The organism is Mesorhizobium sp. M0659, from assembly GCF_040320605.1.
Classification (GTDB): Bacteria; Pseudomonadota; Alphaproteobacteria; order Rhizobiales; family Rhizobiaceae; genus Mesorhizobium.
The window spans coordinates 32,233-55,142 of sequence record NZ_JAMYPY010000028.1 but is presented as its reverse complement, the minus strand read 5'-3'; the positions used below and the strand labels follow the sequence as shown (position 1 = coordinate 55,142).

Here is a 22,910-nt window from a genome sequence, read left to right as displayed (position 1 = left end):
CCCCCCCCCCCCCCCCCCCCCCCCCCCCCCCCCCCCCCCCCCCCCCCCCCCCCCCCCCCCCCCCCCCCCCCCCCCCCCCCCCCCCCCCCCCCCCCGCGCCCCCCCCCCCCCCCCCCCCCCCCCCCCCGCCCCCGCCCCGCGCCCCCCGCCCCCCCCCCCCCTTCTCCCATGAAATTACCGGCTAAGATTGCTGTATCAGACGGCCTCCCAGCCTTCCTTGCCACCGGCGCGGAAGATGGCGTCGATGACATTCTGGTTGAGCACGGACTCCTCCAGCGTGAAGACACGCTCCTTGCCGCCCTGTGCCGCCCTGGCAAACGTCTCTACCTCGCGCCGGTATTGCTGGGTGCCGGGAAAGCGGAACACCTGCGCCTCCGTATGGTTCTGGTTGTGCAGTTCGATGCGGTGATGGTCGTAGAGCCCGGCATTGAACGGCGAGAACACCTCGATGAAACCCTTCTCGCCGTGGAACACCATCACCTGCCGCGCCGCCATCTGCGTCGACAGATAGAAGGACAGTTCGAAATCGCCGAAATCGGCGCGGATCGAGGAATAGATGTCGGTGCCGAATTTCTTGTCGCGCTCGATCGTCGCCTGCACGCGCAGCGGCTCCTTGCCGCTCGAAAACCGCGTCGACACCGTCGGATAGACGCCGATATCAGGCAGCGCGCCGCCGCCGAGATCGAGCTGGTTGCGCATGTTGGTGGGATCGACATTGTAGTAGGAGAAGGCGCCCTGCACATGGCGCAGCCGGCCGATGGCGCCATCGGCGATGAGATCGCGCACCTTGATCCATTGCGGGTGGTAGATGACCATGAAGGCCTCGCAGACCAGCACCTTCTTCTGGTCGCGCAGCTTGATCAGCGGCGCGATGTCCTTGGCGTCGAGCGCCAGCGGCTTCTCCACCAGCACATGTTTTCCCGCTTCGATGGCCTTGGCCGTCCATTCGACATGCTGCGAGGTCGGCAGCGGGATGTAGACGCCGTCGACGTCTTTCGAAGCGAGCAGCTCCTCATACGAACCAAAGGCATGCCTGGCGCCGAACCGCTCGCCCAGGGCCTCGGCCTTCGACAGGTCGCGGCTGGCGATCGCGGACAAAACGCCATTCTCGGCCTCGACGATTGCCGGCAACAATTGCTCGCGGCCGATCTTGGCCGTCGACAAAACACCCCATCGGAACATCAGGCTTCTCCTATCGATTTACAGGCGAGGAGGTTTGCCCGAAATTGCGGGAAAAGCCAATGCGGATCGCTGGTCCTGCTAGCCTCGCTTGCCCGTCAGCGTCATGTCGAAATTGACGATATTCGAATAGATCGGCGTGCCGACATCCATGCCGTACCGGGAGCGCAGCACCTTGCCGGTGACGTGGAATTTAATGACGCCACCCTTCAGCCCGCCGAGCTCGGCAGTGAACTTTTCCGCAAACGTCTTGCCGCGCGCCGTCAGCCGGCCGCTGACCAGCGCCGTGGTGTCGCTGGTTCGGGTTACGCTGGTCGAGCGGAACTGGATTTCGGGGCTGTTGGCCACGTCGAACACCGCATCGGAGCGCAGGAAGGCGTCGATGCGGCCCTGGCCGGTGCCGACGCTTTCGGGATAGATGGTGAAGTTGACCGCGGAACGGCCGACATCGCTGTTGTCGATGCGGATGGAGCCCTTGAAGCGGCCAAAGGCGCCGTCGAGGCCGCCGCCACCGACCTTGCCGATGGAGAAGCGAATGCTGGAGCTGGCCGGGTTGACCGTGTAGCTGCCGGCAGCGTCGCCGAGGTCCACAGCGGCGGAGACAGGCGTGGCAAGGCAAGCGGCAACAGCCGCCAATCCGAAGATGCGCGCATACATGGGTTTTGTCCTTCTGGGGCAGGCGAAGTGTTGCGCCCTCACTCCAATGAACGAATGCGCGGCGCGCGCTATTCCATGTCCTGATCTGACGAAGGCGTGATCATGCGCGTGAGCACGCTGTCGCGCAGCCAGAAATGATGCCGCAGCGCCGCCAGCGCATGCAGCGCAACCAAGGCAATGCCGGCATAGGCGAGATACCAGTGTGCTGCCGCCCAGAAGTTTTCCGCCGCATCGGACACGCCGAGCGGCAGGTTCGGCATCACGAAAAGGTTGAACGGCATGCTGGGGATCTCCAGCATCGACACCGAAACCAGTGCCCAGCCGGACAGCGGCACCGCGAGCTGGAAGCCATAAAGTGCCAGATGCGCCAGCGGCGCCGTCCGACGCTCCAGGCCTCCGACCGAGGCCGGCAAGGCCGGGGCCGCATTGCCGAGCCGCCAGGCAATGCGCAGGATGAGGAGGCCGAGCAGCAGGAAGCCGAAGGATTTGTGCAGCTGGATCAGCTCGAAGGCGGTGCGCTGGCTGGTCAACCGCACCATGATGAAGCCAAGCATGAACTGGCCGATGAACAGGATGCCGATCAGCCAGTGGAGGACGATCGCCGCCCAGCCGTAGCGGGTTGAGTTGTTGGTGATGGACTGCATGGGAGAAGAACGAATGCCGGATGGGCTTTCTTCCGGCGCGCCCTTACCCTCCCCCTTGTGGGGAGGGTCGATCCGCGTAGCGGATCGGGGTGGGGGTCCTCGTAGGGCGCAGCCCCCGTCGCTTCGCGCCACCCTCCCCACAAGGGGGAGGGTGGCTAAGCACCGGCCTTGAAGAAATCCACAAACGCCCGCAGCGCCGGGCGCATCTGGCGGCGGCTGGGGTAGTAGGCGAAGAAACCGTCGAAGGGCGGACACCAGTCTTCCAGCACGCGGATCAAGCGGCCGTCGGCGAGCGGTGCGCGCACATAATCGTCGAAGACGAAGGCGAGCCCTGCGCCGTCGACCGCCGCCTGGGCGATCAGATGGTCTTCGTCGAGGATCAGCGGCCCTTGCGCCGCGATCTCGATCTCTTCGCCATCCTTCTCTAATTCCCAGCGGTAAAGAATGCCGCTGGAAAAACGGAAGCGGATGCAGCGGTGGTCGGCAAGATCGCGCGGATGACGGGGTCTTGGCATGGTCGCGAAATAGGATGGCGCGCCGACCACGGCGCCGCGAAGGTCCGGTCCGATGCGCACCGCGATCATGTCGCGCTGCAGGCTCTCACCGAGCCGCACGCCGGCATCGAAGCCGCCTTCGACGACGTCGGTGAAGCGATCCTCGATGACGATTTCCAGCACGATGTCGGGATAGGCCGCGGCAAAGCCGCCGAGCCTGGGCGTCAATGCCAGGTGGGCCGCGGTGCGCGGCACGGTCAGCCGCAGGTTGCCGGCCGGCCGGTCGCGCGCCTCGATCGCCGTTTCCAGCGCCAGATCGATCTCGGACAGCGCTGGTCGCAGCCGTTCGAGCAACTGCGCGCCCTCCTCCGTTGGCGCTACGCTGCGGGTGCTGCGCGCCAAAAGCCGCACGCCGAGCCGCGCCTCCAGGCTGGACACGGCATGGCTCACTGCCGAGGGCGCTATGGCCAGTTCGCGCGCCGCGCCACGAAAACTGCCGCATTGGGCGACTGTTGCCAGTACAGCGAGTTGAGAAAGATGCCCTCGGTTCATTGCTCTATTTTATAGAACAGCCCGTGCGAATGACAGCCAATTATCGAACGTAAAGCCAAGCGCTATCTCTCTTTCATCGCAACAAGGAGACGCGCCATGAAAACCCGCAAACTTGGTACTGAACTCGAAGTCTTCCCCGTCGGCCTCGGCTGCATGGGCATGAGCTTCGCCTATGGCGGTCAGGCCGAGGCGGACGCAATCGCCACGCTGCGCCGCGCTGTCGAAATCGGCGTGACGTTTTTCGACACCGCCGAAGTCTATGGTCCCTTTGAGAACGAGATCCTTCTCGGCAAGGCGTTGAAGCCGGTGCGCGACAGGGTGACGATCGCCACCAAATTCGGCTTCAAGATTTCCGAGGAAGGCTCAGGCCTCGAACGTATGGTTGGCGTCGATAGCCGCCCGGAGCACGTCAAGGCAGTGGCGGAAGCCTCGCTGAAACGGCTCGATACCGATGTCATCGACCTCTACTACCAGCACCGCGTCGATCCCGGCGTGCCGATAGAGGACACGGTCGGCGCCATGGCGGAACTGGTGCGCGACGGCAAGGTGCGGGCGCTGGGCCTGTCGGAGGTCAGTGCCACCACCATCCGCCGGGCGCACGCCGTGCATCCGATCGCTGCCGTGCAGAGTGAATATTCGCTCTGGAGCCGCGACCCCGAAGACGAAGTGTTCGATGTCTGCCGCGAACTCGGCATCGGCTTCGTCCCCTACAGCCCGCTCGGTCGCGGCCTGCTCACCGGCACCATCGCCAAGCCCGAGGCCCTCAGCGACGACGACTGGCGCCGGACCTTGCCGCGTTTCCAGGCCGACGCCATGGCCGCTAATGCCAAGGTCGTTGCGACGCTGGAAAAGCTGGCGGTGGAAAAAGGCGTCACCTCGGCCCAGCTGGCGCTGGCCTGGGTGCTGCACCAGGGCGACTTCATCGTGCCGATCCCCGGCGCAAGAAAGATACGCCATCTCGAGCAGAACACGGCGGCGGTCGGGATCGAGCTGAGCGCGGCTGAGGTCGCGGCGATCGGCGATGCGCTGTCGCCGGACAAGGTGGTTGGCAAGCGCTATACGGAGGAGCTGTTGGCGCTGGTGAATGGGTGAGTGCCTTTACCCTCCCCCTTGTGGGGAGGGTCGATCCGCGAAGCGGATCGGGGTGGGGGTCCTCGTGAGGCGCGGGCGCCCCCCCCCGCGGCGGGGGGACCCCCCGGGCGCCCCCGCGCCCCCCCGCCCCCCCCCCCCCGCGGGGGGGGGTGCGTCCCCCCCCCGGGTGGGGGGGGGGGCCTCCTCGTGAGGCGCACCCCCACCCCGTCTCTCTGTCTCCGCCTCGCTGCGACAGCGAGCCGACCCTCCCCACAACGGGGAGGGTAAGTCTCACCACGGCACCACCGTAATCTCCGGCCAGCACGCCTTCGCCCTCGCCCCCTTGGCCTCATGCGTGCGCCTGTTATCCATCAGCCGGTTGGGCGTGATGCGAAACGCGAAGAGGTCATCCAGCCCGAACGGCGCCACGACCTCAAGCTGCCCATCGGCATCGTATCGCACCCCGACCGCATGCGTCTTCGAAGCAAAATAGCTCACCGACTCGCTGGAACTCGTATAGCGCGGGCAGGGCTGGCCGAATTTCTGCGGATACCACAGATGCACCCGTGCCTGGTTGCGCACCTCGGCCGGCAGAGCCAGCCCCTCGAAATGCTGCGCGGCTCGACGGATGACCGCGTCCTCGGCCTCGTAGGACAGGTCGCTGTCATCGAAGTAGAAGAGATCGACATCCTTGATGCCGTAGCCCGGCGCCTTGCCGGTCAGGTGGTTCCAGACGCTGTTGTAGAGCGCGCCGGACACCACCAGCCAGTCCGGCAACGCCAGCGTGCGGGCCCGCTCCAGCGCGTCGCTGACGAGCGCATCCGCCAACACCATGGCGAGAAACGCTTCGCGCTGGGCTTCGAACGGCAGACCGGAATAGCGCAGATGGTCCATCGCCCTTTGGAGAGCGATTCGCAACTGCCGGCAATCCTCAGAAGCAATTCCAGGAAAAGTGTGTAGCGGTTTTACTGGGAAAGCGCGCCGCGCTTTCCCTAAGACGCGCTTTCCCTAAGAATTGCGTGAAGTCGAAATACGTAGGGCGGCGTTAGCCGCTCTACGTTCTCAGCATGCCGCCCGTTTGCTTGCCGACATTGTCGACGATGCGCTTGGCCAGCGCCTCGAAATCCTCGTCGGTGAGCGTCTTTTCAACCGGCTGGATAGATACTTCGATGGCAATCGACTTCTTGGCGGTCCCGAGAGATGCCCCCTCGAACACATCGAACACCGAAACGCCGGTGACCAGCTTCTTGTCGGCGGCGAGCGCCGCGCGCACCAGCGCGCCGGCCTCCACCGTCTTGTCGACGACGAAAGCAAAGTCGCGCTTCACCGCCTGGAAGGCGGACAGCTCCAGCTTTGGCTTGGTTTTCGTCGGCTTGGCCTTCGGCTCGGGCACGGCGTCGATATAGACCTCGAAACCGCAGATCGGTCCGGAAACGTCCAACCCCTCCAGCGTCTTCGGGTGGAACTCGCCGAAGGTGCCGAGCACTGTCTTCGGGCCGAGCTTGATCGTGCCGGAGCGGCCGGGATGATACCAGGCCGGACCGCCTGGCTCGATCTGCAGCCTGTCGACCGGCGCGCCGCAGGCTTCCAGCGCTGCAATCGCGTCGGCTTTGGCGTCGAACACGCCGACCGGACCGGAATTGCCGGCCCAACTGCGGCCGGAACCGTCGAGCTTGGCGGTGCCGCGGCGCACACCGGCGGCAACGCGCCGCTGCTGGTCGGGGCCGTCGCCCTCATAGGTACCGGAGACCTCGAACAGCGCGACATCGCCGATGCCCTTGTCGGCATTGCGCTGCGCGGCGACGATCAGGCCGGGCAACAACGAGGGCCGCATATCGGACATGTCGGCTGCAATCGGATTAGCGAGCTTCAGCGCCGTCTGGCCGCCGCCGAACAGTTCGGCGTGTTTGGCCGGGATGAACGACCAGGTGAGAACCTCCAGCATGCCCCGCACGGCGAGCGAGCGCTTGGCAGTGCGGGTGCGAACCTGCAGCGTCGTCAGTATCTTGGAGTTGACCGCGTCATGCGCGCCGAGCGGCTGCGGCGCGATGTTGTCGACGCCGTGGATGCGCATCACTTCCTCGACCAGGTCGGCCTTGCCGTCGACGTCAGGACGCCAGGACGGCACAGCGACATCGACGACGTCGCCCGAGCCTGACGGCTTGAAGCCGAGGCGGGTCAGGATGTCGAGGCTTTCCGCCTTCGGCACCTCGATGCCGGTCAGCCGCTTCACTTCCGAGATCGGGAAGGAAACGATCTTCGGCTTGTAGCCGGCATAGCCGACCACCTCCGTCTCGGTCGGCTCTCCGCCGCAGAACTCCAGCACCAGCTTTGTCGCCAGCTCGACGCCGGGCACAATGAATTCCGGGTCGACGCCACGCTCGAAACGGTAACGGGCATCGGTGATGATGCCGAGCGTACGGCCGGTGCGGGCCGTGGTGATCGGATCCCAAAGAGCGGATTCGATCAGCACGTCCGTGGTGTTCTCGTCGCAGCCGGAATGCTCGCCGCCCATGACACCGGCGATCGATTCGACGCCATTGTCGTCGGCGATCACGCACATCTGCGGCGTCAGCGTGTATTCGCGCCCGTCAAGCGCCAGCACCTTCTCGCCGTCGCGTGCGCGGCGCACGACGAGATTGCCGGCGACCTTCTTGGCATCGAACACATGCAGCGGCCGGCCACGGTCGAAGGTGACGTAGTTGGTGATGTCGACCAGCGCGCTGATCGGGCGCAAGCCGATGGCGATCAGCCTTTGCTGCAGCCATTTCGGCGACGGCCCGTTCTTCACGCCTTTCACCAGGCGCAGCGCGAAACCGGGGCAGAGCTCCGGCGCCTCGATGGTCACCTTGACCGGCGTTTCACCTTTGCCAAGGACCGCTTCGACCGGCGCGGTCTTGAGCCGGCCAAGCCCGCTTGCCGCCAGGTCCCGGGCGACGCCGTAAATGCTGGTCGCATCCGGCCGGTTCGGCGTCAGATTGATCTCGATCACCGGATCGTCGAGATGCGCGTAAGCCGCGAAGCTGGTGCCGACAGGCGCATCGGCCGGCAGGTCGATAATGCCATTGTGCTCATCCGACAGCTCCAGCTCGCGCTCGGAACACATCATGCCATGGCTCTCGACGCCCCGGATCTTGCCGACGGTCAGCGTCACGTCGATACCGGGCACATAGGCGCCGGGCGCGGCGAAGGCGCCGATCAAGCCGGCGCGGGCATTCGGCGCACCGCACACCACCTGGACAGGGGCTGCGCCATTGCCGGTGTCGACGGTCAGCACCCGCAGCCGGTCGGCGTCGGGATGCTGCACCGCCGTCAGCACCTTGGCGATGACGAACGGCTTCAGGCCGGCCTTGTCGTCGACATGCTCGACTTCGAGGCCGATCGAGGTCAGCCTCTCGACGATCTCGTCGAGCGTGGCGTCGGTGTCGAGATGATCCTTGAGCCAGGAAAGGGTGAGTTTCATCACTATGTTCCGTTTTGTCTGTACCCGCCCGGACCTTGTCCATCGGGTCTGGGTACGCTTGTCTTCAAATGGCGCGGCAAGTCGTCGGGCATATGCACGAAGGGCAGCTGCTCGCGCACATAGGCATGGTGCGTCGGCCGGAAATAGGCCGGCATGTCCATGGCGCCCAGCATGAAATAGATGTGGTCTTCCAGCCGCTCGTCGACATAGGCGATAGGCGAGCCGCAAATGCCGCAGAACGAGCGTGTAACCGGGCCGTTCTCGTACATCTTCAGTGCCTTGCCGGTGAAAGCCACCTGCTCGGTCAGAAAGCCGACAAAGGCCGACACCGGCGCACCGCTGGCGCGCCGGCAATCGCCGCAATGGCAATAGCTGATATGGTGCGGTTCGACTGATGCCTCGAACCGTACCGCGCCGCAGCGGCAGCCACCGGCGTGCGGCGCCGTCATGCGGAAAGACCTCCGAACAGCGTCGGCATGTCGAGCGGCCTGAAACCGTAATGCGACAGCCAGCGCACATCGGCGTCGAAGAAGGCGCGCAGGTCCGGCATGCCGTATTTCAGCATGGCGATGCGGTCGATGCCCATGCCCCAGGCAAAGCCCTGATATTCGTCGGGATCGAGCCCGCCGGCGCGCAGCACATTGGGGTGGACCATGCCGCAGCCGAGGATCTCCATCCAGTCGGAGCCTTCGCCGAATCGCACTTCGCCGGGCCGCGAGCGGTCGCACTGGATGTCGACCTCGAGGCTCGGCTCGGTGAACGGGAAGAAGGACGGCCGGAAGCGCATCTTGACCTGCGGCACCTCGAAGAAAGCCTTGCAGAATTCTTCCAGCACCCACTTCATGTTGGCGACATTGGCCGATTTGTCGATCACCAGCCCCTCGACCTGATGGAACATCGGCGAGTGGGTAGCGTCGGAATCCTGCCGGTAGGTCTTGCCGGGAATGACGATGCGGATCGGCGGCTTCTGCTTCTCCATGGTGCGGATCTGTACCGGCGAGGTGTGCGTGCGCAACAGCTTGCGCTCGCCCTTTTCGTCCGGCTGGAAAAAGAAGGTATCGTGCATCTCGCGCGCCGGATGCCCTTCGGGGAAATTCAGCGCGGTGAAATTGTAATAGTCGCTCTCGACATCGGGACCTTCTGCGATGGCAAAGCCGAGATCGCCGAAGATCGCCGCGATCTCGTCGATGACCTGGCTGATCGGATGGATGCGGCCGCGCTCGGCCGGCGATTGCCGCACCGGCAGCGTCACGTCGACCGTCTCGGCGGCAAGGCGCGCCGTGACCGCCACATCCTTCAGCTCGGCCTTGCGTGTCGTCAGCGCTTCGGTGACGCGGTTCTTCAGGCCGTTGATCGCGGGGCCCTTGACCTGGCGCTCCTCGGCGCTCATCGCGCCCAGTGTCTTCAGCAATTCCGAGATCGACCCCTTCTTGCCGAGAGCCGCGACGCGCACGGCTTCGATAGCAGCCTCATCGGCGGCCGACGCGACGTCGGCAAGCAGGGCGTTTTCGAGAGTATCCAAGCCGGTAGCTATGTCGTTCACGGTCAAACTCGCTGTGTTGGGAGTCAACTTTGAGGTGAAAGTCACTTTCAAGTTGAAAGTTCAGCCATAAGAAAAACCCGCGCCAGCCGTGCCAGCGCGGGTTCCCCAATCAGAATTGCGAATGCTGGGAAGCGCTGGGCTCGGAGCCCGATCCCGAAAAGTTGCAGACTTTTCGGAAAGATCGCGCTCCTCGCTAAATTTCCCTGAGCATGATGTTGTCCAAAAAGTCAGCAACTTTTTGGCATCATGCTCTAGGCGACAGCGCTTTCAAAAGCATTCGGGGTGGTGTTCTTCAGATATTCGAGCGCGACCTTGGCCTTGGCCACGAGTGCGGCGAACGCCTGCGGTTCATGGATGGCCATGTCGGACAGGATCTTGCGATCGATCTCGATACCGGACTTGTTGAGGCCGTCGATGAAGCGGCCATAGGTCAGGCCATGCTCGTGCGTCGCGGCGTTGATGCGCTGGATCCACAGCGCGCGGAACGAGCGCTTGCGGTTCTTGCGGTCGCGATACGCATACTGCATCGACTTTTCGACCGCCTGCTTGGCGATGCGAATGGTGTTCTTGCGGCGGCCGTAGAAGCCTTTCGCGGCTTTCAGGACCTTCTTGTGCTTGGCGTGCGAGGTGACGCCTCTTTTTACGCGTGCCATGTCATGATCTCCTTAAACGCTGTTCCTGAAACCGAATGCTCAGAGGCCGTTCGGCAGAAAATTCTTGATGACCTTCTTGCCATCCGGTTCAGCCAGAACCATCGTGCCGCGGGCATTTCGAATGAACTTGTTGGAACGCTTGATCATGCCGTGACGCTTGCCGGCCGCAGCCGACAGGACTTTACCCGTACCTGTGATCTTGAACCGCTTCTTGGCGGCCGATTTGGTCTTCATCTTGGGCATTTTGCTACTCCGTATTGGTGGCGCACAATCGCGCTTCTTGTTCGCTTCGGGCGGACCAAAGCCCGAAAAGCAAATGAAACCGCCACGGCATGCCCTGCCGGGCGGTTTTCTTGGAACGGCGGTCCTATACGTCAAAGCGGGCTGGCGCGCAACACCCGAGCGGCTGCGACGCTCTCTCCGCGATCAGGGCAGCCTAAACAGCACCGGCAGAATGCCCGATTGCTGGGCGCCATCGATGGTCTCGAACACCGGCAACGCCACCAGAAACACCAGCCCGTCGAGCAAGGTGGTCAGCAAGAGGCGCGGCTTGAAGCTGCCGGTGTCGCCTTCCTGGTAGAGCGACAGCTGGGGGAAGAAACGCGGCACCCGCGCCAGATAGGCTGTATAGGGCGCGCCGAGAACCTCCTTGAGATACCGTTCCTCGCGCAGGATGACGATGTGGAAGGCGCCGGCGCACAAAAGCGCAAACAGGACGATGCCGGAGAACGAGCCGATCTGCGCCCCGACGCCGGCGGCGGCAACGGTCGAGAACACGTAGAGAGGATTGCGGGTGATCGAATAGGGGCCGCCGGTGACCACTTCGGAGGATTTGCGCCCGCCGATATAGAGTGTCGACCACAAGCGGCCGACGACGCCAAGGAAGATCAGCAGCACGCCGACCATCTCGATCGTTTCATGCACCGGGGTATCGGGCGGGAAGGTCGACTGGCCGAACAGCAGTGCCGCAAACAGCACCACCACCAGCACCGCAAGCACCATGCGGCGCATGTGCTGGTAGCCGCCCAGCTCCTTGATGGGCGCAGGGTTGATTTCATTGGCCATGTCGGGAATCCGATCGTCGAGAAGCTTTGCCGGCGATCGCGGCGTCTGGACAGGAGAATCGGCGTCCCGCCGATCGCCGGGACGCCATGAGACAGGATTCAGGCGGATTTAGAGCGCAAAGCCCGAACTGATCTAGCGCGGGGCCAGCACCATCATCATCTGGCGGCCTTCCAGCTTCGGCTCGGCTTCGACCTTGGCGATGGTAGCCGTCTCCTCGCGCACCTTGTTCAGGAGCTGCATGCCGAGTTCCATATGCGCCATCTCGCGGCCGCGGAAGCGCAGCGTCAGCTTGACCTTGTCACCTTCCTCGAAGAAGCGCCGCACGGCCTTCATCTTGGTTTCGTAGTCATGGCTGTCGATGTTCGGGCGCATCTTGATCTCCTTGATCTCGATGACCTTCTGGTTCTTGCGCGCCTCGGCCGCCTTCTTCTGGTTGGCGTATTTCAATTTGCCGAGATCGAGAATTTTGACGACAGGCGGCACCGCATTGGGCGAGATCTCGACCAGATCGAGGCCTGCCTCTTCGGCGAGCAGCAATGCGTCGTTGATGGAAATATCGCCGCGGTTCTGGCCATCGGCGTCGATCAGCTGGACCCGGGGAACCCGGATATCACGGTTGGAGCGCGGGCCATCCTTGGTGGGCGCCGCTGCTTTGAAAGGTCTGCGAATGGTCGTGGTCTCCTTGGCCGTTTCGTTCAGGGTTTCAATCTAGACGTTCAGGGTTTCAATCTAGAAATGTTCAGGACGCGCCAATGTGGTGAGCGCGCGGGCGGAGTCAATAGCACAGCGCTGACAGAAAATCACCCTGATCGCAGGCCTGCACCAAACAAAGGATGTCGCGAGCACTTTCCGCCTCGCCTGTGCCTGTGTCAAAAGACCGGCGAGTAAAATCAGGCTCCCACAATCAGGCCCCCAGAACCAGGATTGATCCACAGCCATGACCGCGACCACCCCAACCCTGCTGGATGTCGACGGCATTGATATCGCTGTGCGCCATGCGGCGGGCGCAACGCCCGGCGTCGTCTGGCTCGGCGGCTACAAATCCGACATGCTCGGCACGAAGGCGCAGACGCTGTCGGATTGGGCGGCAAGGGAAGGCCGCGCATATCTCCGCCACGACTATTCCGGCCATGGCGAATCCGGCGGCGCCTTTGCCGACGGCACCATCTCGAAATGGCTTGGCGAGAGCCTCGCCGTCTTCCGGCATTTCACCGAGGGCAAGCAAATCCTGGTCGGCTCGTCGATGGGCGCCTGGATCGCGCTGCGCATGGTGCAGGAGCTGCGCAAGGCGGGCGACAGCAATGTGGTTGGCCTGGTGCTGCTCGCGCCGGCGCCGGATTTCACCGCCGAGCTGGTCGAGCCGGCTCTGACGGAGGCACAGAGGCGCGAACTTCGGGAGAAAGGCTTTTTCGAAGAACCTTCGGACTATTCCGCCGAGCCTTACATCTACACAAGCGCGCTGATCGAGGACGGCAGGGCGAACCGGGTCATGACCGGGCCGATCGATACCCATTGCCCCGTCCACATCCTGCAGGGCCTGGCCGATGCCGATGTGCCGGCAAGCCATGCGCTGAAGCTGGTCTCGCTGCTGCCGGCCGACGACGTCACCTTGTCGCTCATTCCCGACGGCGACCACCGGCTGTCGCGGCCGCAGGATCTCGACCTGCTGCTGAGGGCGGTGGGCGACATGGTTCAGCGGGCGGGGTAGGCAAGAATGCGCATTTCCATCCCGATATCCGCCTTTGTCGCGGCAATCGTCGGCTTCGGCGGCACGCTGGCCGTCGTCATTGCCGCCGCCAAGGCGGTTGGCGCCACGCAAGCCGAAACCGCGAGCTGGGTGACGGCAGTGTGCGTGGCGATGGCGATCGAATGCTTGTGGCTGTCCTGGCGCACGAAAATGCCCATCATCACCGCCTGGTCGACACCAGGCCTGGCGCTGATGGCGGCATCGAGCGGCTTTACCATGGCCGATGCGGTCGGCGCCTTCATCGTCACCGGCCTAATGTTGATCGCCACCGGCCTGTTCAAGCCGCTGACCCAGCTTATATCAAGGATACCGACGTCGGTCGCGTCCGGCATGCTGGCCGGCATCGTCGTCACCTTCGCGCTCAATGCCGTCAAGACCATTCCGGTCGACCCCTGGTTGATCCTGCCGCTGATCGCGGCCTTCTTCGTCATTCGCCTGTTCAACCCGGCGCTGTCGGTGCTGGCGGTGCTGATCGGCGGCGGCATCGCCGCCTTCCTGACAGGCCGCGTCGGCGGACTGCCGGCGCCGGAACTGTCGACGCTGACGCTGATTGCCCCGCATTTCAGCGCCGCAGCTGTCATCGGCCTGGCGCTGCCGCTCTACCTCGTCACCATGGCGTCGCAGAACCTGTCGGGTCTCGCCGTCTTGCGCGCCGCCGGCTATCACCCCGAACCCGGCCCGCTGATCGGCGTCACCGGCCTGTTCTCGCTGCTGTCGGCGCCGTTTGGCGGCTCGACCACCAATCTGGCCGCGATCTCTGCGGCGATCTGCACCGGGCCGGACGTCCATCCCGACCCGGCCGAGCGCTGGAAGACCGGACCCTTCTATGCACTTGCCTATCTGATCTTCGCGGTTTTCGGCGCCTCGCTGGTGGCGATCTTCGCAGTGCTGCCGCAAAGCCTGATCGTGCTGGTGGCCGGCCTGGCGTTGATGGGGTCGCTGGCCAACGCGCTGGCGATCGCGCTCAAGGACGAGGACCAGCGCATGGCGGCTACTGTCACCTTCGTTGTCACCGCGTCGGGGCTGACTTTGTTCGGCGTTGGCGCCGCCTTCTGGGGCTTGGTCGCCGGCCTGGTCGTGCTTTTCCTCGAAGCGGTCAAAAAGCGATAATCAATTCAGGACCTTGTCCGGTTTTGGCGGACGTTGTCTTGAATCGCCGTTTTTCTCATCCCATTTCGAATCCACGCAGCCGCTCTTGGCTGTCTCCAACCGAAGGAATGGGAGAAAATGAACACATCCGCATTGATCCGCCCGGCCTGGACGCCGGCGACCATCGCGCTGATGGTGATCGGCTTCATGGTGTTCTGGCCGCTTGGCTTCGCCATGCTCGCCTACATCATCTGGGGCGACCGGCTTGACGGCTTCAAGCGCGACGTCAACCGGGCCACCGACGGCATCTTCGCCGGCTGCCGTCGCGGTTCCGACAAGGCCGCGCGCTGGGGCCACGGTTCGGCCCGCACCGGCAATGTCGCTTTCGACGACTGGCGCGAGAAGGAACTCGAACGCCTCGCCGAAGAGCGTCGCAAGCTCGATGAGATGCTGAGCGAGTTCGACGAGTACGCCCGCGAATTGCGCCGCGCCAAGGACCAGGACGAGTTCGACCGCTTCATGGCCAACCGCAACAAGTCGACAGCGCCTGCGAAGACAGGCTCGGCCGAAACGGCCAAGCCCGCGACGCCCAAGCGCAAGGGCCCGAACCTGCTTGACGACTGAGGCTGCGCGCATGACCCCGAAAATCGAAACCGATTTTCGGAAAGGTTCATGCGTTGAATTAGAGTGCTACAGCGTCCTTTGCGCGTCAGAGACGCGCGGCGCTCTAAGACAGGCCTTGGCATGATGGACGGCGTCGCGCGAGCGGCGCCGTTTCTTTTTTGTTCTGGTCGTTTTCCTCGAATCGCGTATCGTTCAGCCATGTCCTTCGGCTTTTTCCGCAACCTGACCAAACCAAAACCCTCGCCTGTCGAAGAGCGAGAGCACGTCGTTGCCGGCCGCACACTGCCGCTCAGGATCGTCGAGAGCGCCCGCGCACGGCGGCTGACGCTGCGCATCGATTCGGGCGGCCAGGGGCTGCGCATCACCGTGCCGCCGGGCCTGCGCCGCGGCGAGGTGGAGAAATTCCTTCACCGCCATCAGGGCTGGCTGGAGCAGCGTCTGGCCAAGGTACCGACACGGCCGCAAGTGCGCCCCGGCATCAAGATCCCGATACGCGGCGTCGCGCATCGCATCGTCCACGAACCGTCGAAACGCGGCACCGTCACCGTGTCGCGCGACGAGCGCGGTCCGCTGCTGATCGTCCATGGCGAGCGCATACATTTGCCGCGCCGCATCGCCGATTTCCTCAGGCGCGAGGCCAAGAAGGACATCGAGAAGCTGGTGGTCAAGCATACCGAGGCCATCGGCAAGCGCGCCAAGGCTATCCGCTTCAAGGACACGTCGAGCCGCTGGGGCTCCTGCACTTCCGACGGCAATTTGTCCTTCTCATGGCGCATCATGATGGCGCCGACGCCGGTGATAAACTACTTGGTCGCGCATGAAGTGGCGCATCTCAAGGAGATGAACCACGGCCCGAAATTCTGGAAACTGTGCGAGCAGCTCTGCCCCGACACCGACCGCTGCAAGGACTGGCTGAAGAGGAATGGTGGGGCGTTGCAGGCGATCGTGTTCGATTAGCCTTCGCCGGCGCCGCGCTTAGTCATCATTGGCCGCATTAAGCTCTTCAGGCCGCAGCCCTTCGTCGCCATGGCGCGGCCATGGCAGGAAATTCTGCTCGAACGCATCGCTGCCGAAATAATCCAGGACCCGGTGCGCTTCCGCCCCGTCGAAGGCGGCCTTTTGCATCAGATGGGCGATGACGTCGCGCGCTTGCGCGATCTTCTGCCTGAGTTCGGCTATGCTCTGGTCGGCCATTCGTCTGCTCCGCCTTGCTTCTCCCATCAATAGGTAGCGCCTTTGGCGTTGCCGGCAAACAGCATGCTTTTTCTCGACTCTTGGCCGGTTTCGTGCCAAGCCCCGCGCCATGGCGCTCGATATCAAGATCTGTGGATTGAAGACCGATGAGGCAATGGCCGCGGCCCTGGCCGGCGGCGCCAGCCATGTCGGCTTCATCTTCTTTGCTAAAAGCCCGCGCTATGTCGAGCCTGCGGCAGCCGGCCGCCTGCGCGAGGCGGCAATCGGCAAGGCCAGGGCGGTCGCCGTGACGGTCGATGCCGATGACGCGTTCCTGGATGAGATCGTCGCAAAGATGCGCCCCGACATGCTGCAGTTGCACGGCACGGAGACGCCCGAGCGGGTGGCCGAGGTGAAAGCTCGCTACGGCCTGCCTGTCATGAAGGTGTTCTCCGTCAGTGAGGTAGCCGATCTCGAGCGGCTAAAGCCGTTCATCGGCGTTGCCGATCGCTTCATGTTCGATGCCAAGCCACCAAAGGGCTCGCAACTTCCGGGCGGCAATGGCGTCGCCTTTGACTGGCGCATCCTGGCCGGCCTTGACGCCGGGCTCGATTACATGCTTTCCGGTGGGCTCAACGCCGCCAATATCGGCGACGCCCTGATATCAGCCAATCCGCCCGCGATAGACATTTCGTCGGGGGTGGAAAGCGGCCCGGGCGTCAAGGATCCGGCGCTGATCGAGCAGTTCTTCCGGGCCGTCAGGGCCGCGCGCGACGATCGCGCTGCCTGAGGCACTTCTTTCGAACCCGAGCATGTTCCGGAGAAGTGGGAACCGGTTTTCCGATAAGACATGCTCAGAACCAAGACCAGGAGATCGGCGATGAACAAGCCGGCGACACCCAATTCCTTCCGCACGGGACCCGACGAACAGGGCATGTTCGGCATCTTCGGGGGCCGCTTCGTGGCCGAGACGCTGATGCCGCTGATCCTCGACCTCGAACGGCACTGGAACGAGGTCAAGAACGATCCGGACTTCAAGGCCGAACTGACCGACCTGTCGACCCATTATGCCGGTCGGCCATCAAAGCTGTATTTCGCCGAAGGGCTCACAAAACACCTTCGTGAGGTTTCCTCGGCGAAGGGCCTCGGGGGCGGCGCCAAAGTCTACTTCAAGCGCGAGGATTTGAACCACACCGGTTCGCACAAGATCAACAACTGCCTCGGCCAGATCCTGCTGGCCAAGCGCATGGGCAAGAAGCGCATCATCGCCGAGACGGGCGCTGGTCAGCACGGCGTTGCCGCGGCCACGGTCGCGGCGCGCTTCGGCTTTCCCTGCGTCGTTTATATGGGCGCCACCGATGTCGCCCGCCAAAGCCCCAACGTCTTCCGCATGAAGCTGCTCGGCGCCGAAGTGCGGCCGGTGACCGCCGGTCACGGCACGCTGAAGGACGCCATGAACGAAGCGTTGCGCGACTGGGTCACCAATGTCGAGGACACTTATTACCTGATCGGCACTGCCGCCGGCCCGCATCCCTATCCGGAGCTGGTGCGCGACTTCCAGTCGGTGATCGGCATCGAGGCGCGCGCCCAGATCCTCGAACAGGAAGGCCGGCTACCCGACACCATCATCGCGGCTGTCGGCGGCGGCTCGAACGCCATCGGCCTGTTCCATCCGTTCCTGGATGACAAAGAAGTCCGCATCATCGGCATCGAAGCCGGCGGCCGCGGCCTTGACGGCATCGAGCATTGCGCCTCGATGAATGCCGGCGCGCCCGGCGTGCTGCACGGCAACCGCACCTATCTCTTGCAGAACGCCGACGGCCAGATCCTCGACGGCCATTCGATCTCAGCCGGCCTCGACTATCCCGGCGTCGGCCCCGAACATTCCTGGCTGCGCGATTCCGGCCGCGTCGAATATGTGCCGATCCTCGACGACGAGGCGCTGGAAGCCTTCAAGCTGACGACGCGCGTCGAAGGCATCATCCCGGCGCTGGAATCCGCCCACGCCATCGCGCATGCGGTGAAGATCGTGCCTGATATGGACAAGGACCAGATCGTCATCGTCAACCTGTCGGGACGCGGCGACAAGGATGTGCACACAGTGGCCTCGATGCTGGGCATGGAGATCTGATCATGGTGACCCGCATCGACCGCCGCATGGCAAAACTGAAAGCCGAGGGCCGCCCGGCGCTCGTCACCTATTTCATGAGCGGCGACCCCGACTATGACACCGCTTTGTCGATCATGAAGGCGCTGCCCAAGGCCGGCGCCGACATCATTGAAATGGGCATGCCGTTTTCCGATCCGATGGCCGATGGACCGGCGATCCAGGCCGCTGGCCTGCGGGCGCTGAAAGGTGGCCAGACCCTGGTCAAGACGCTGAAGACGGCGGCTGATTTCCGCGCCACCGACAATGAAACGCCGATCGTGCTGATGGGCTACTACAACCCGATCTACATCTACGGTGTCGATCGCTTCCTCAAGGACGCCATCGCCAGCGGCATTGACGGGCTGATCGTCGTCGACCTGCCACCGGAGATGGACGAAGAACTCTGCATTCCGGCGCTGAAGGCCGGCATCAACTTCATCCGCTTGGCAACGCCGACCACCGACGACAAGCGCCTGCCCAAGGTGCTGCAGAATACGTCGGGCTTCGTCTATTACGTGTCGATGACCGGCATCACCGGCTCGGCTTTGGCCGACACCGGCAAGGTTGCCGCCGCGGTCAAGCGCATCAAGGGCCACACCAATCTGCCGGTCTGCGTCGGCTTCGGCGTCAAGACCGCCGAGCAGGCGCGCATTATCGGCGCCAATGCCGATGGCGTCGTCGTCGGCACCGCGATCGTCAACGCGGTCGCCAATGTGTTGGGACCGAAGGGCGAGAAGACCGCCGACCCGGCCGAGGCGGTCGCCACCCTGGTCAGCGGACTGTCTCAGGGCGTGCGTTCGGCCCGCCTTGCTGCTGCCGAATAGTTTCCCTACTTAGGCCTTGTGCAAGTCGTTATCCCAAAACCGGTTCCCACTTTTGGGCGACATGCACGAGCCAACTCTTCGTCAGGACAGGAGCCGAAGCGATGAACTGGATCACCAATTACGTTCGCCCGAGGATCAATTCGATGCTCGGTCGGCGCACCGACATGCCCGAGAATCTCTGGATCAAGGATCCCGAGACCGGCGAGATGGTGTTTCACAAGGACCTGGAATCCAACCAGTTCGTCATCCCGTCATCGGGCCATCACATGAAGATTTCGGCCAAGGAACGGCTGAAATTCTTCCTCGACGACGGCAAATACGAGCAGCTTGAGAACCCCAAGGTCATGCAGGACCCGCTCAAGTTCCGCGACGAGAAGCGCTACACCGACCGCTTGAAGGACGCCAAGGCCAAGACCGGCCTGGAAGACGCCATCATCAATGCGCTGGGCACGGTCGAGGGCCTGCCGGTTGTAGTGACGGTGCAGGATTTCGCCTTCATGGGCGGCTCGCTCGGCATGGCCGCGGGTGACGCCATTGTGCACGGTTTCGAGGTCGCCTTGCAGCGCAAGCGGCCGCTGATCCTGTTTGCCGCCTCCGGCGGCGCGCGTATGCAGGAAGGCATCTTGTCGCTGATGCAGTTGCCGCGCACCACGATCGGCGTCGATCGGCTGAAGGAAGCCGGCCTGCCATACATCGTCGTCTTGACCAACCCGACCACCGGCGGCGTCACCGCCTCCTACGCCATGCTGGGCGACGTGCATATCGCCGAGCCCGGCGCGCTGATCGGCTTCGCCGGCCCGCGCGTCATCGAGCAGACTATCCGGGAGAAACTGCCGGACGGTTTCCAGCGCTCCGAATATCTGATGGAGCACGGCATGGTCGACATGGTGGTGTCGCGGCTGGAACTGCGCGAGACGATTTCACGGCTGTTGAAAATCCTGCTCAAACTGCCGCAGGAGCAAAAGCCGCTGGAGCCGGAAATCCTGCCGCCGTCGGTCATCCCGACGGAAGCCCGCCCGCAGGCCTGACGCGACATTTCTGGCCGCAAACCGCGATTGCGTGCACCTGCGCGCATGCGTAGGATTCGCTCATGACAACGCTTGCCGCAGATCGTGAAATCGAAGCCCTGATGGCGCTGCATCCGAAAGGCTTCGACCTTTCGCTCGACCGCATCACAAGGCTGCTCGAACGCCTCGGCAATCCGCAGGAGCGGCTGCCGCCGGTCATCCATATCGCCGGCACCAACGGTAAGGGCTCGTGCGCGGCCTTTTCGCGCGCGCTGCTCGAAGCCGGCGGCCACCTTGTCCATGTCCACACTTCGCCGCATCTGGTGAACTGGGCCGAGCGCTACCGACTGGCGGCCGAGGGCGGCGGCCGGCTGGTCGACGACGAGACCTTCGCCGAGGCTATTGCCCGCGTCGCCCGGGCCAATGCCGGCCAGAAGATCACCGTCTTCGAGATCCTCACCGCTGTCACCTTCGTGCTGTTTTCCGAGCATCCGGCCGCCGCTGCCATCATCGAGGTCGGCCTTGGCGGCCGCTTCGACGCCACCAATGTCGTTGCCCGGCCGGCGGTGTCGGTGATCATGCCGGTGTCGATGGATCACGAAGCCTATCTCGGCGACCGGGTCGAACTGATCGCCGCCGAAAAGGCCGGCATCATGAAGCGCGGCTGCCCGGTGGTCATCGGCGCGCAGGAGAGCGAGACGGCGCTGCAAGTGCTGATCGAAACCGCCGAGCGGCTGGATTGCCCGACCTTCGTCTACGGCCAGGATTTTCTCGCCTTCGAGGAGAACGGCCGCATGGTCTATCAGGACGAGGACGGCCTGATGGACCTGCCGCCGCCGCGCCTGCCCGGGCGCCACCAGTTCGCCAATGCGGCGGCGGCGATTGCCGCGGTCAAGGCCGCCGGCTTCGAGATCAGCTATCGCGCCGCTGAAAAGGCGATGGCAAAAGTCGCATGGCCGGGCCGCATGCAGAAATTGGCACAGGGCCGGCTGGCGGACCTCGCTCCCAAGGGCGCCGACATCTGGCTCGATGGCGGTCACAATCCGGGCGCCGGCGTGGTGGTGGCGGAAGCCTTGGCCGAGCAGGAGGAAAAGAACCCGCGGCCGCTGTTTTTGATTGCCGGCATGATCAACACCAAGGACCAGAGCGGCTACTTCCACGCCTTCAAGGGCCTGGCACGGCATGTCTACACCGTGCCGGTGAGCATGAGCGATGCCGGCGTGCCGAATGACGAGCTGGCGGTGCGGGCGACCGAAGCCGGCCTCACGGCCGAACCGGTCAGTTCCGTCGCCAGTGCGCTGATGCTGCTGCGCGACACCTGGGACGGGCCGGCGCCACGCATCCTGATCGGCGGGTCGTTATATCTCGCCGGCGCGGTGCTGGCCGAAAACGGCACGCCGCCAACCTGAAGCCATTTCACTGCGAGGAGCCCATCATGATCAAGGTCAAGCAACTCGCCCATGTCTGCATCTTCGCGCATAGGCGACGCGAAGCTTCTACCGCGACGTGCTTGGCCTCGACACGCAGTTCAATTTCCTGCGCGACGACAAGGTCTTCGGCTTCTACCTCAATTGCGGCGGCCGCAGCCATGTCGAGGTGTTCCAGAAGGACGGCACTGCATACAGCGAGCAGAACCAGATCAACCATTTCTGCCTGGAAGTCGAAGATCTCGACGCGGCGATCGCCCATATCAAATCGAAGAGCATCGATGTTACCGCCAAGAAGCATGCCTGCGAAGACACTTTTCAGGCCTGGATCCGAGATCCCAACGGCGTGAAGATCGAGCTGTTCGAATACACCGCCAAAAGCGCGCAATTCGCCGGCGGCGACCGCATCGCCGACTGGTGAGCTGTGTTGGTGTCGACGAGGATCAAAGCTCCGGCCCTGTATGGACCTTGCGGCTCTTCCGGATGATTTCTTCCAGATCGATATCCGCGCCACTGCTTGCCGTCAGGCGGGAGTAGAAGGTGGACGCGGTTCTCGCCCCGCCTCCCGAATCTCATAGGATTCAAGCGCGCGTTCGACGATATCCGCTATCGAGCGGTTTTCGCGATGAGCAAGACGATGCGCAAGATCTCGTGCTTTTGCGCGCGGACGGAAAGCCGGGGTTCGGCCATTTCAAAATACCTTCGAGAAAATATATCCCCCATTTAGGACGAGCCATCAAGATGGCAGAGGATGGCAAGCCATCACCTTAGCTCGATCTCGATGAAGGCGTATTCGCCGTCATTGGCGCTGACGACGTCGTGTTCGACGCCCTCCTTTCGGAAATAGGGCGCACCCTTCTTCATCTCGGCAAAACTCTCGCCCTCCTTGGTCACCAGCTTCACCTTGCCGTCCATCAGCGGCACCACGACATAGTCGTGGCCGTGGCGATGCCAGCCGGTGTTGTCGCCGGGCTGGAACCGATACTCGGTGACGATGACGCGCTCATTGTCGATGAAGACGGTGGCCTTGGCGGATCCGGTCATTCTGTCTCTCCTGTCCTGCAACAAGCAGATGACATGGAGTGCGCCGATGCGAGGGCCAGAGGCGGTCGGGCGATGACGCCAAAGAAAAAGCCCGGCGCGAGGGCCGGGCTTAACTTCAGAAACTCCTACAGGATCAGGCGAGGCTGCCATTGATCCAATGCGACAGCGCGGTCTTCGGCGCGGCGCCGACCTTCATGTCGGCGACTTCGCCGCCCTTGAAGATCATCAGCGTCGGGATCGAGCGCACGCCGAATTGGGCGGCAAGCTCGGGGTTCTCGTCGATGTTCAGCTTGGCGATCTTGATCTTGTCGCCGAGTTCGTTGGCGATCTCTTCCAGCGACGGACCGATCATCTTGCAGGGGCCGCACCATTCGGCCCAGAAATCCACGACGACGGGCTGCGAGGCGTTGAGCACATCGGCCTGGAAATTGCTCTTGTCGACCTTGACGGTGGCCATACGAAAATCCTTTCGAAATTTATCTCGCACCAAATGTGGTGGTTCAGC

Annotated in this window: 26 protein-coding genes and 1 pseudogene; 11 read left to right on the top strand and 16 right to left on the bottom strand. The window is 63.6% G+C overall.

Annotated features, from left to right (window positions below):
- Window positions 1–195: 195 nt before the first annotated feature.
- The 4 genes from NKI31_RS28485 to NKI31_RS28470 form a co-directional block, all read right to left on the bottom strand.
- Window positions 196–1,182 carry a Gfo/Idh/MocA family protein gene (locus NKI31_RS28485; RefSeq protein ID WP_352463435.1) on the bottom strand — a complete coding sequence of 329 codons (987 nt, stop codon included), beginning with the start codon at window positions 1,180–1,182 and terminating at the stop codon, window positions 196–198.
- 78 nt (window positions 1,183–1,260) lie between these two features.
- On the bottom strand, window positions 1,261–1,836 hold the full coding sequence (locus NKI31_RS28480) for a YceI family protein (RefSeq protein WP_027049073.1): 576 nt from the start codon (window positions 1,834–1,836) through the stop codon (window positions 1,261–1,263).
- Window positions 1,837–1,904: 68 nt separating this feature from the next.
- Window positions 1,905–2,480 (bottom strand): cytochrome b, encoded by a 576-nt coding sequence (locus tag NKI31_RS28475; RefSeq protein WP_352653156.1) that lies wholly within the window; start codon window positions 2,478–2,480, stop codon window positions 1,905–1,907.
- 155 nt (window positions 2,481–2,635) lie between these two features.
- Window positions 2,636–3,526 (bottom strand): LysR family transcriptional regulator, encoded by an 891-nt coding sequence (locus NKI31_RS28470; RefSeq protein WP_352653155.1) that lies wholly within the window; start codon window positions 3,524–3,526, stop codon window positions 2,636–2,638.
- Between the two features lie 96 nt (window positions 3,527–3,622).
- On the opposite strand from NKI31_RS28470, the gene NKI31_RS28465 reads away from it, so the two are divergent.
- The gene (locus NKI31_RS28465; protein WP_023703777.1) at window positions 3,623–4,618 is read left to right on the top strand and encodes an aldo/keto reductase; all 996 of its coding nucleotides are present in this window, start codon (window positions 3,623–3,625) and stop codon (window positions 4,616–4,618) included.
- A 270-nt stretch (window positions 4,619–4,888) separates the two neighbouring features.
- Here the strand turns inward: NKI31_RS28465 and NKI31_RS28460 are convergent, their stop codons facing one another.
- The 8 genes from NKI31_RS28460 to infC all read right to left on the bottom strand — a co-directional run bounded on the left by NKI31_RS28460 (window position 4,889) and on the right by infC (window position 11,990).
- A complete protein-coding gene (locus NKI31_RS28460; protein ID WP_023672277.1) occupies window positions 4,889–5,491 on the bottom strand; it encodes a nucleotidyltransferase family protein in 603 nt (200 codons plus the stop codon).
- A 160-nt stretch (window positions 5,492–5,651) separates the two neighbouring features.
- Window positions 5,652–8,060 (bottom strand): phenylalanine--tRNA ligase subunit beta, encoded by a 2,409-nt coding sequence (gene pheT, locus NKI31_RS28455; protein ID WP_023703775.1) that lies wholly within the window; start codon window positions 8,058–8,060, stop codon window positions 5,652–5,654.
- Between the two features lie 2 nt (window positions 8,061–8,062).
- Window positions 8,063–8,509 (bottom strand): GFA family protein, encoded by a 447-nt coding sequence (locus NKI31_RS28450; RefSeq protein WP_023714491.1) that lies wholly within the window; start codon window positions 8,507–8,509, stop codon window positions 8,063–8,065.
- On the bottom strand, window positions 8,506–9,603 hold the full coding sequence (pheS, locus tag NKI31_RS28445; protein WP_352653154.1) for a phenylalanine--tRNA ligase subunit alpha: 1,098 nt from the start codon (window positions 9,601–9,603) through the stop codon (window positions 8,506–8,508). The genes NKI31_RS28450 and pheS overlap by 4 nt, the downstream gene beginning before the upstream one ends.
- 251 nt (window positions 9,604–9,854) lie before the next feature.
- Complete coding sequence (gene rplT / locus NKI31_RS28440) at window positions 9,855–10,256, bottom strand: 50S ribosomal protein L20 (RefSeq protein ID WP_023672281.1); 402 nt, start codon at window positions 10,254–10,256, stop codon at window positions 9,855–9,857.
- A gap of 39 nt (window positions 10,257–10,295) precedes the next feature.
- Window positions 10,296–10,499, bottom strand: coding sequence for a 50S ribosomal protein L35 (gene rpmI, locus NKI31_RS28435; RefSeq protein ID WP_006201248.1), 204 nt, complete (start codon window positions 10,497–10,499; stop codon window positions 10,296–10,298).
- A 183-nt stretch (window positions 10,500–10,682) separates the two neighbouring features.
- Entirely contained in the window at window positions 10,683–11,321 is a 639-nt protein-coding gene (locus NKI31_RS28430; RefSeq protein WP_023681388.1) for a methyltransferase family protein, read from the bottom strand.
- Between the two features lie 132 nt (window positions 11,322–11,453).
- Window positions 11,454–11,990, bottom strand: coding sequence for a translation initiation factor IF-3 (gene infC, locus NKI31_RS28425; protein WP_023744911.1), 537 nt, complete (start codon window positions 11,988–11,990; stop codon window positions 11,454–11,456).
- A gap of 268 nt (window positions 11,991–12,258) precedes the next feature.
- On the opposite strand from infC, the gene NKI31_RS28420 reads away from it, so the two are divergent.
- The 4 genes from NKI31_RS28420 (at window position 12,259) to NKI31_RS28405 (ending at window position 15,738) form a co-directional block, all read left to right on the top strand.
- Complete coding sequence (locus tag NKI31_RS28420) at window positions 12,259–13,029, top strand: alpha/beta hydrolase (RefSeq protein WP_352653153.1); 771 nt, start codon at window positions 12,259–12,261, stop codon at window positions 13,027–13,029.
- 6 nt (window positions 13,030–13,035) lie between these two features.
- Window positions 13,036–14,178 (top strand): benzoate/H(+) symporter BenE family transporter, encoded by a 1,143-nt coding sequence (locus NKI31_RS28415; protein ID WP_023672285.1) that lies wholly within the window; start codon window positions 13,036–13,038, stop codon window positions 14,176–14,178.
- A gap of 117 nt (window positions 14,179–14,295) precedes the next feature.
- Window positions 14,296–14,781, top strand: a complete 486-nt coding sequence (locus NKI31_RS28410; RefSeq protein ID WP_023672286.1) for a DUF2852 domain-containing protein — start codon at window positions 14,296–14,298, stop codon at window positions 14,779–14,781.
- A gap of 198 nt (window positions 14,782–14,979) precedes the next feature.
- Window positions 14,980–15,738 carry a M48 family metallopeptidase gene (locus tag NKI31_RS28405; protein ID WP_023681391.1) on the top strand — a complete coding sequence of 253 codons (759 nt, stop codon included), beginning with the start codon at window positions 14,980–14,982 and terminating at the stop codon, window positions 15,736–15,738.
- 18 nt (window positions 15,739–15,756) lie between these two features.
- On the opposite strand, the gene NKI31_RS28400 is transcribed toward NKI31_RS28405, so the two are convergent.
- Complete coding sequence (locus NKI31_RS28400) at window positions 15,757–15,975, bottom strand: hypothetical protein (protein ID WP_023672288.1); 219 nt, start codon at window positions 15,973–15,975, stop codon at window positions 15,757–15,759.
- A 109-nt stretch (window positions 15,976–16,084) separates the two neighbouring features.
- On the opposite strand from NKI31_RS28400, the gene NKI31_RS28395 reads away from it, so the two are divergent.
- From NKI31_RS28395 to NKI31_RS28370, 6 genes are all read left to right on the top strand, one after another.
- A complete protein-coding gene (locus tag NKI31_RS28395) occupies window positions 16,085–16,744 on the top strand; it encodes a phosphoribosylanthranilate isomerase (protein WP_023681392.1) in 660 nt (219 codons plus the stop codon).
- 90 nt (window positions 16,745–16,834) lie between these two features.
- Window positions 16,835–18,085, top strand: a complete 1,251-nt coding sequence (gene trpB / locus NKI31_RS28390) for a tryptophan synthase subunit beta (RefSeq protein WP_023681393.1) — start codon at window positions 16,835–16,837, stop codon at window positions 18,083–18,085.
- Window positions 18,086–18,087: 2 nt separating this feature from the next.
- Window positions 18,088–18,927, top strand: a complete 840-nt coding sequence (gene trpA / locus NKI31_RS28385; RefSeq protein ID WP_023693067.1) for a tryptophan synthase subunit alpha — start codon at window positions 18,088–18,090, stop codon at window positions 18,925–18,927.
- Window positions 18,928–19,028: 101 nt separating this feature from the next.
- Window positions 19,029–19,955, top strand: coding sequence for an acetyl-CoA carboxylase, carboxyltransferase subunit beta (accD, locus tag NKI31_RS28380; RefSeq protein WP_023687437.1), 927 nt, complete (start codon window positions 19,029–19,031; stop codon window positions 19,953–19,955).
- A gap of 62 nt (window positions 19,956–20,017) precedes the next feature.
- Window positions 20,018–21,343 (top strand): bifunctional folylpolyglutamate synthase/dihydrofolate synthase, encoded by a 1,326-nt coding sequence (locus NKI31_RS28375; RefSeq protein ID WP_352653152.1) that lies wholly within the window; start codon window positions 20,018–20,020, stop codon window positions 21,341–21,343.
- A gap of 97 nt (window positions 21,344–21,440) precedes the next feature.
- Window positions 21,441–21,782 carry a VOC family protein gene (locus tag NKI31_RS28370; protein WP_245274514.1) on the top strand — a complete coding sequence of 114 codons (342 nt, stop codon included), beginning with the start codon at window positions 21,441–21,443 and terminating at the stop codon, window positions 21,780–21,782.
- A gap of 22 nt (window positions 21,783–21,804) precedes the next feature.
- Here NKI31_RS28370 and NKI31_RS28365 read toward each other — a convergent pair.
- The 3 genes and pseudogenes from NKI31_RS28365 to trxA form a co-directional block, all read right to left on the bottom strand.
- Window positions 21,805–22,051 (bottom strand): annotated as a pseudogene (locus NKI31_RS28365) (plasmid stabilization protein).
- Window positions 22,052–22,123: 72 nt separating this feature from the next.
- Window positions 22,124–22,405 (bottom strand): cupin domain-containing protein, encoded by a 282-nt coding sequence (locus NKI31_RS28360; protein ID WP_023819897.1) that lies wholly within the window; start codon window positions 22,403–22,405, stop codon window positions 22,124–22,126.
- Between the two features lie 133 nt (window positions 22,406–22,538).
- Window positions 22,539–22,862: a thioredoxin gene (gene trxA / locus NKI31_RS28355; RefSeq protein WP_023672297.1), complete on the bottom strand. Its 324-nt coding sequence runs from the start codon at window positions 22,860–22,862 to the stop codon at window positions 22,539–22,541.
- Window positions 22,863–22,910: the final 48 nt, after the last annotated feature.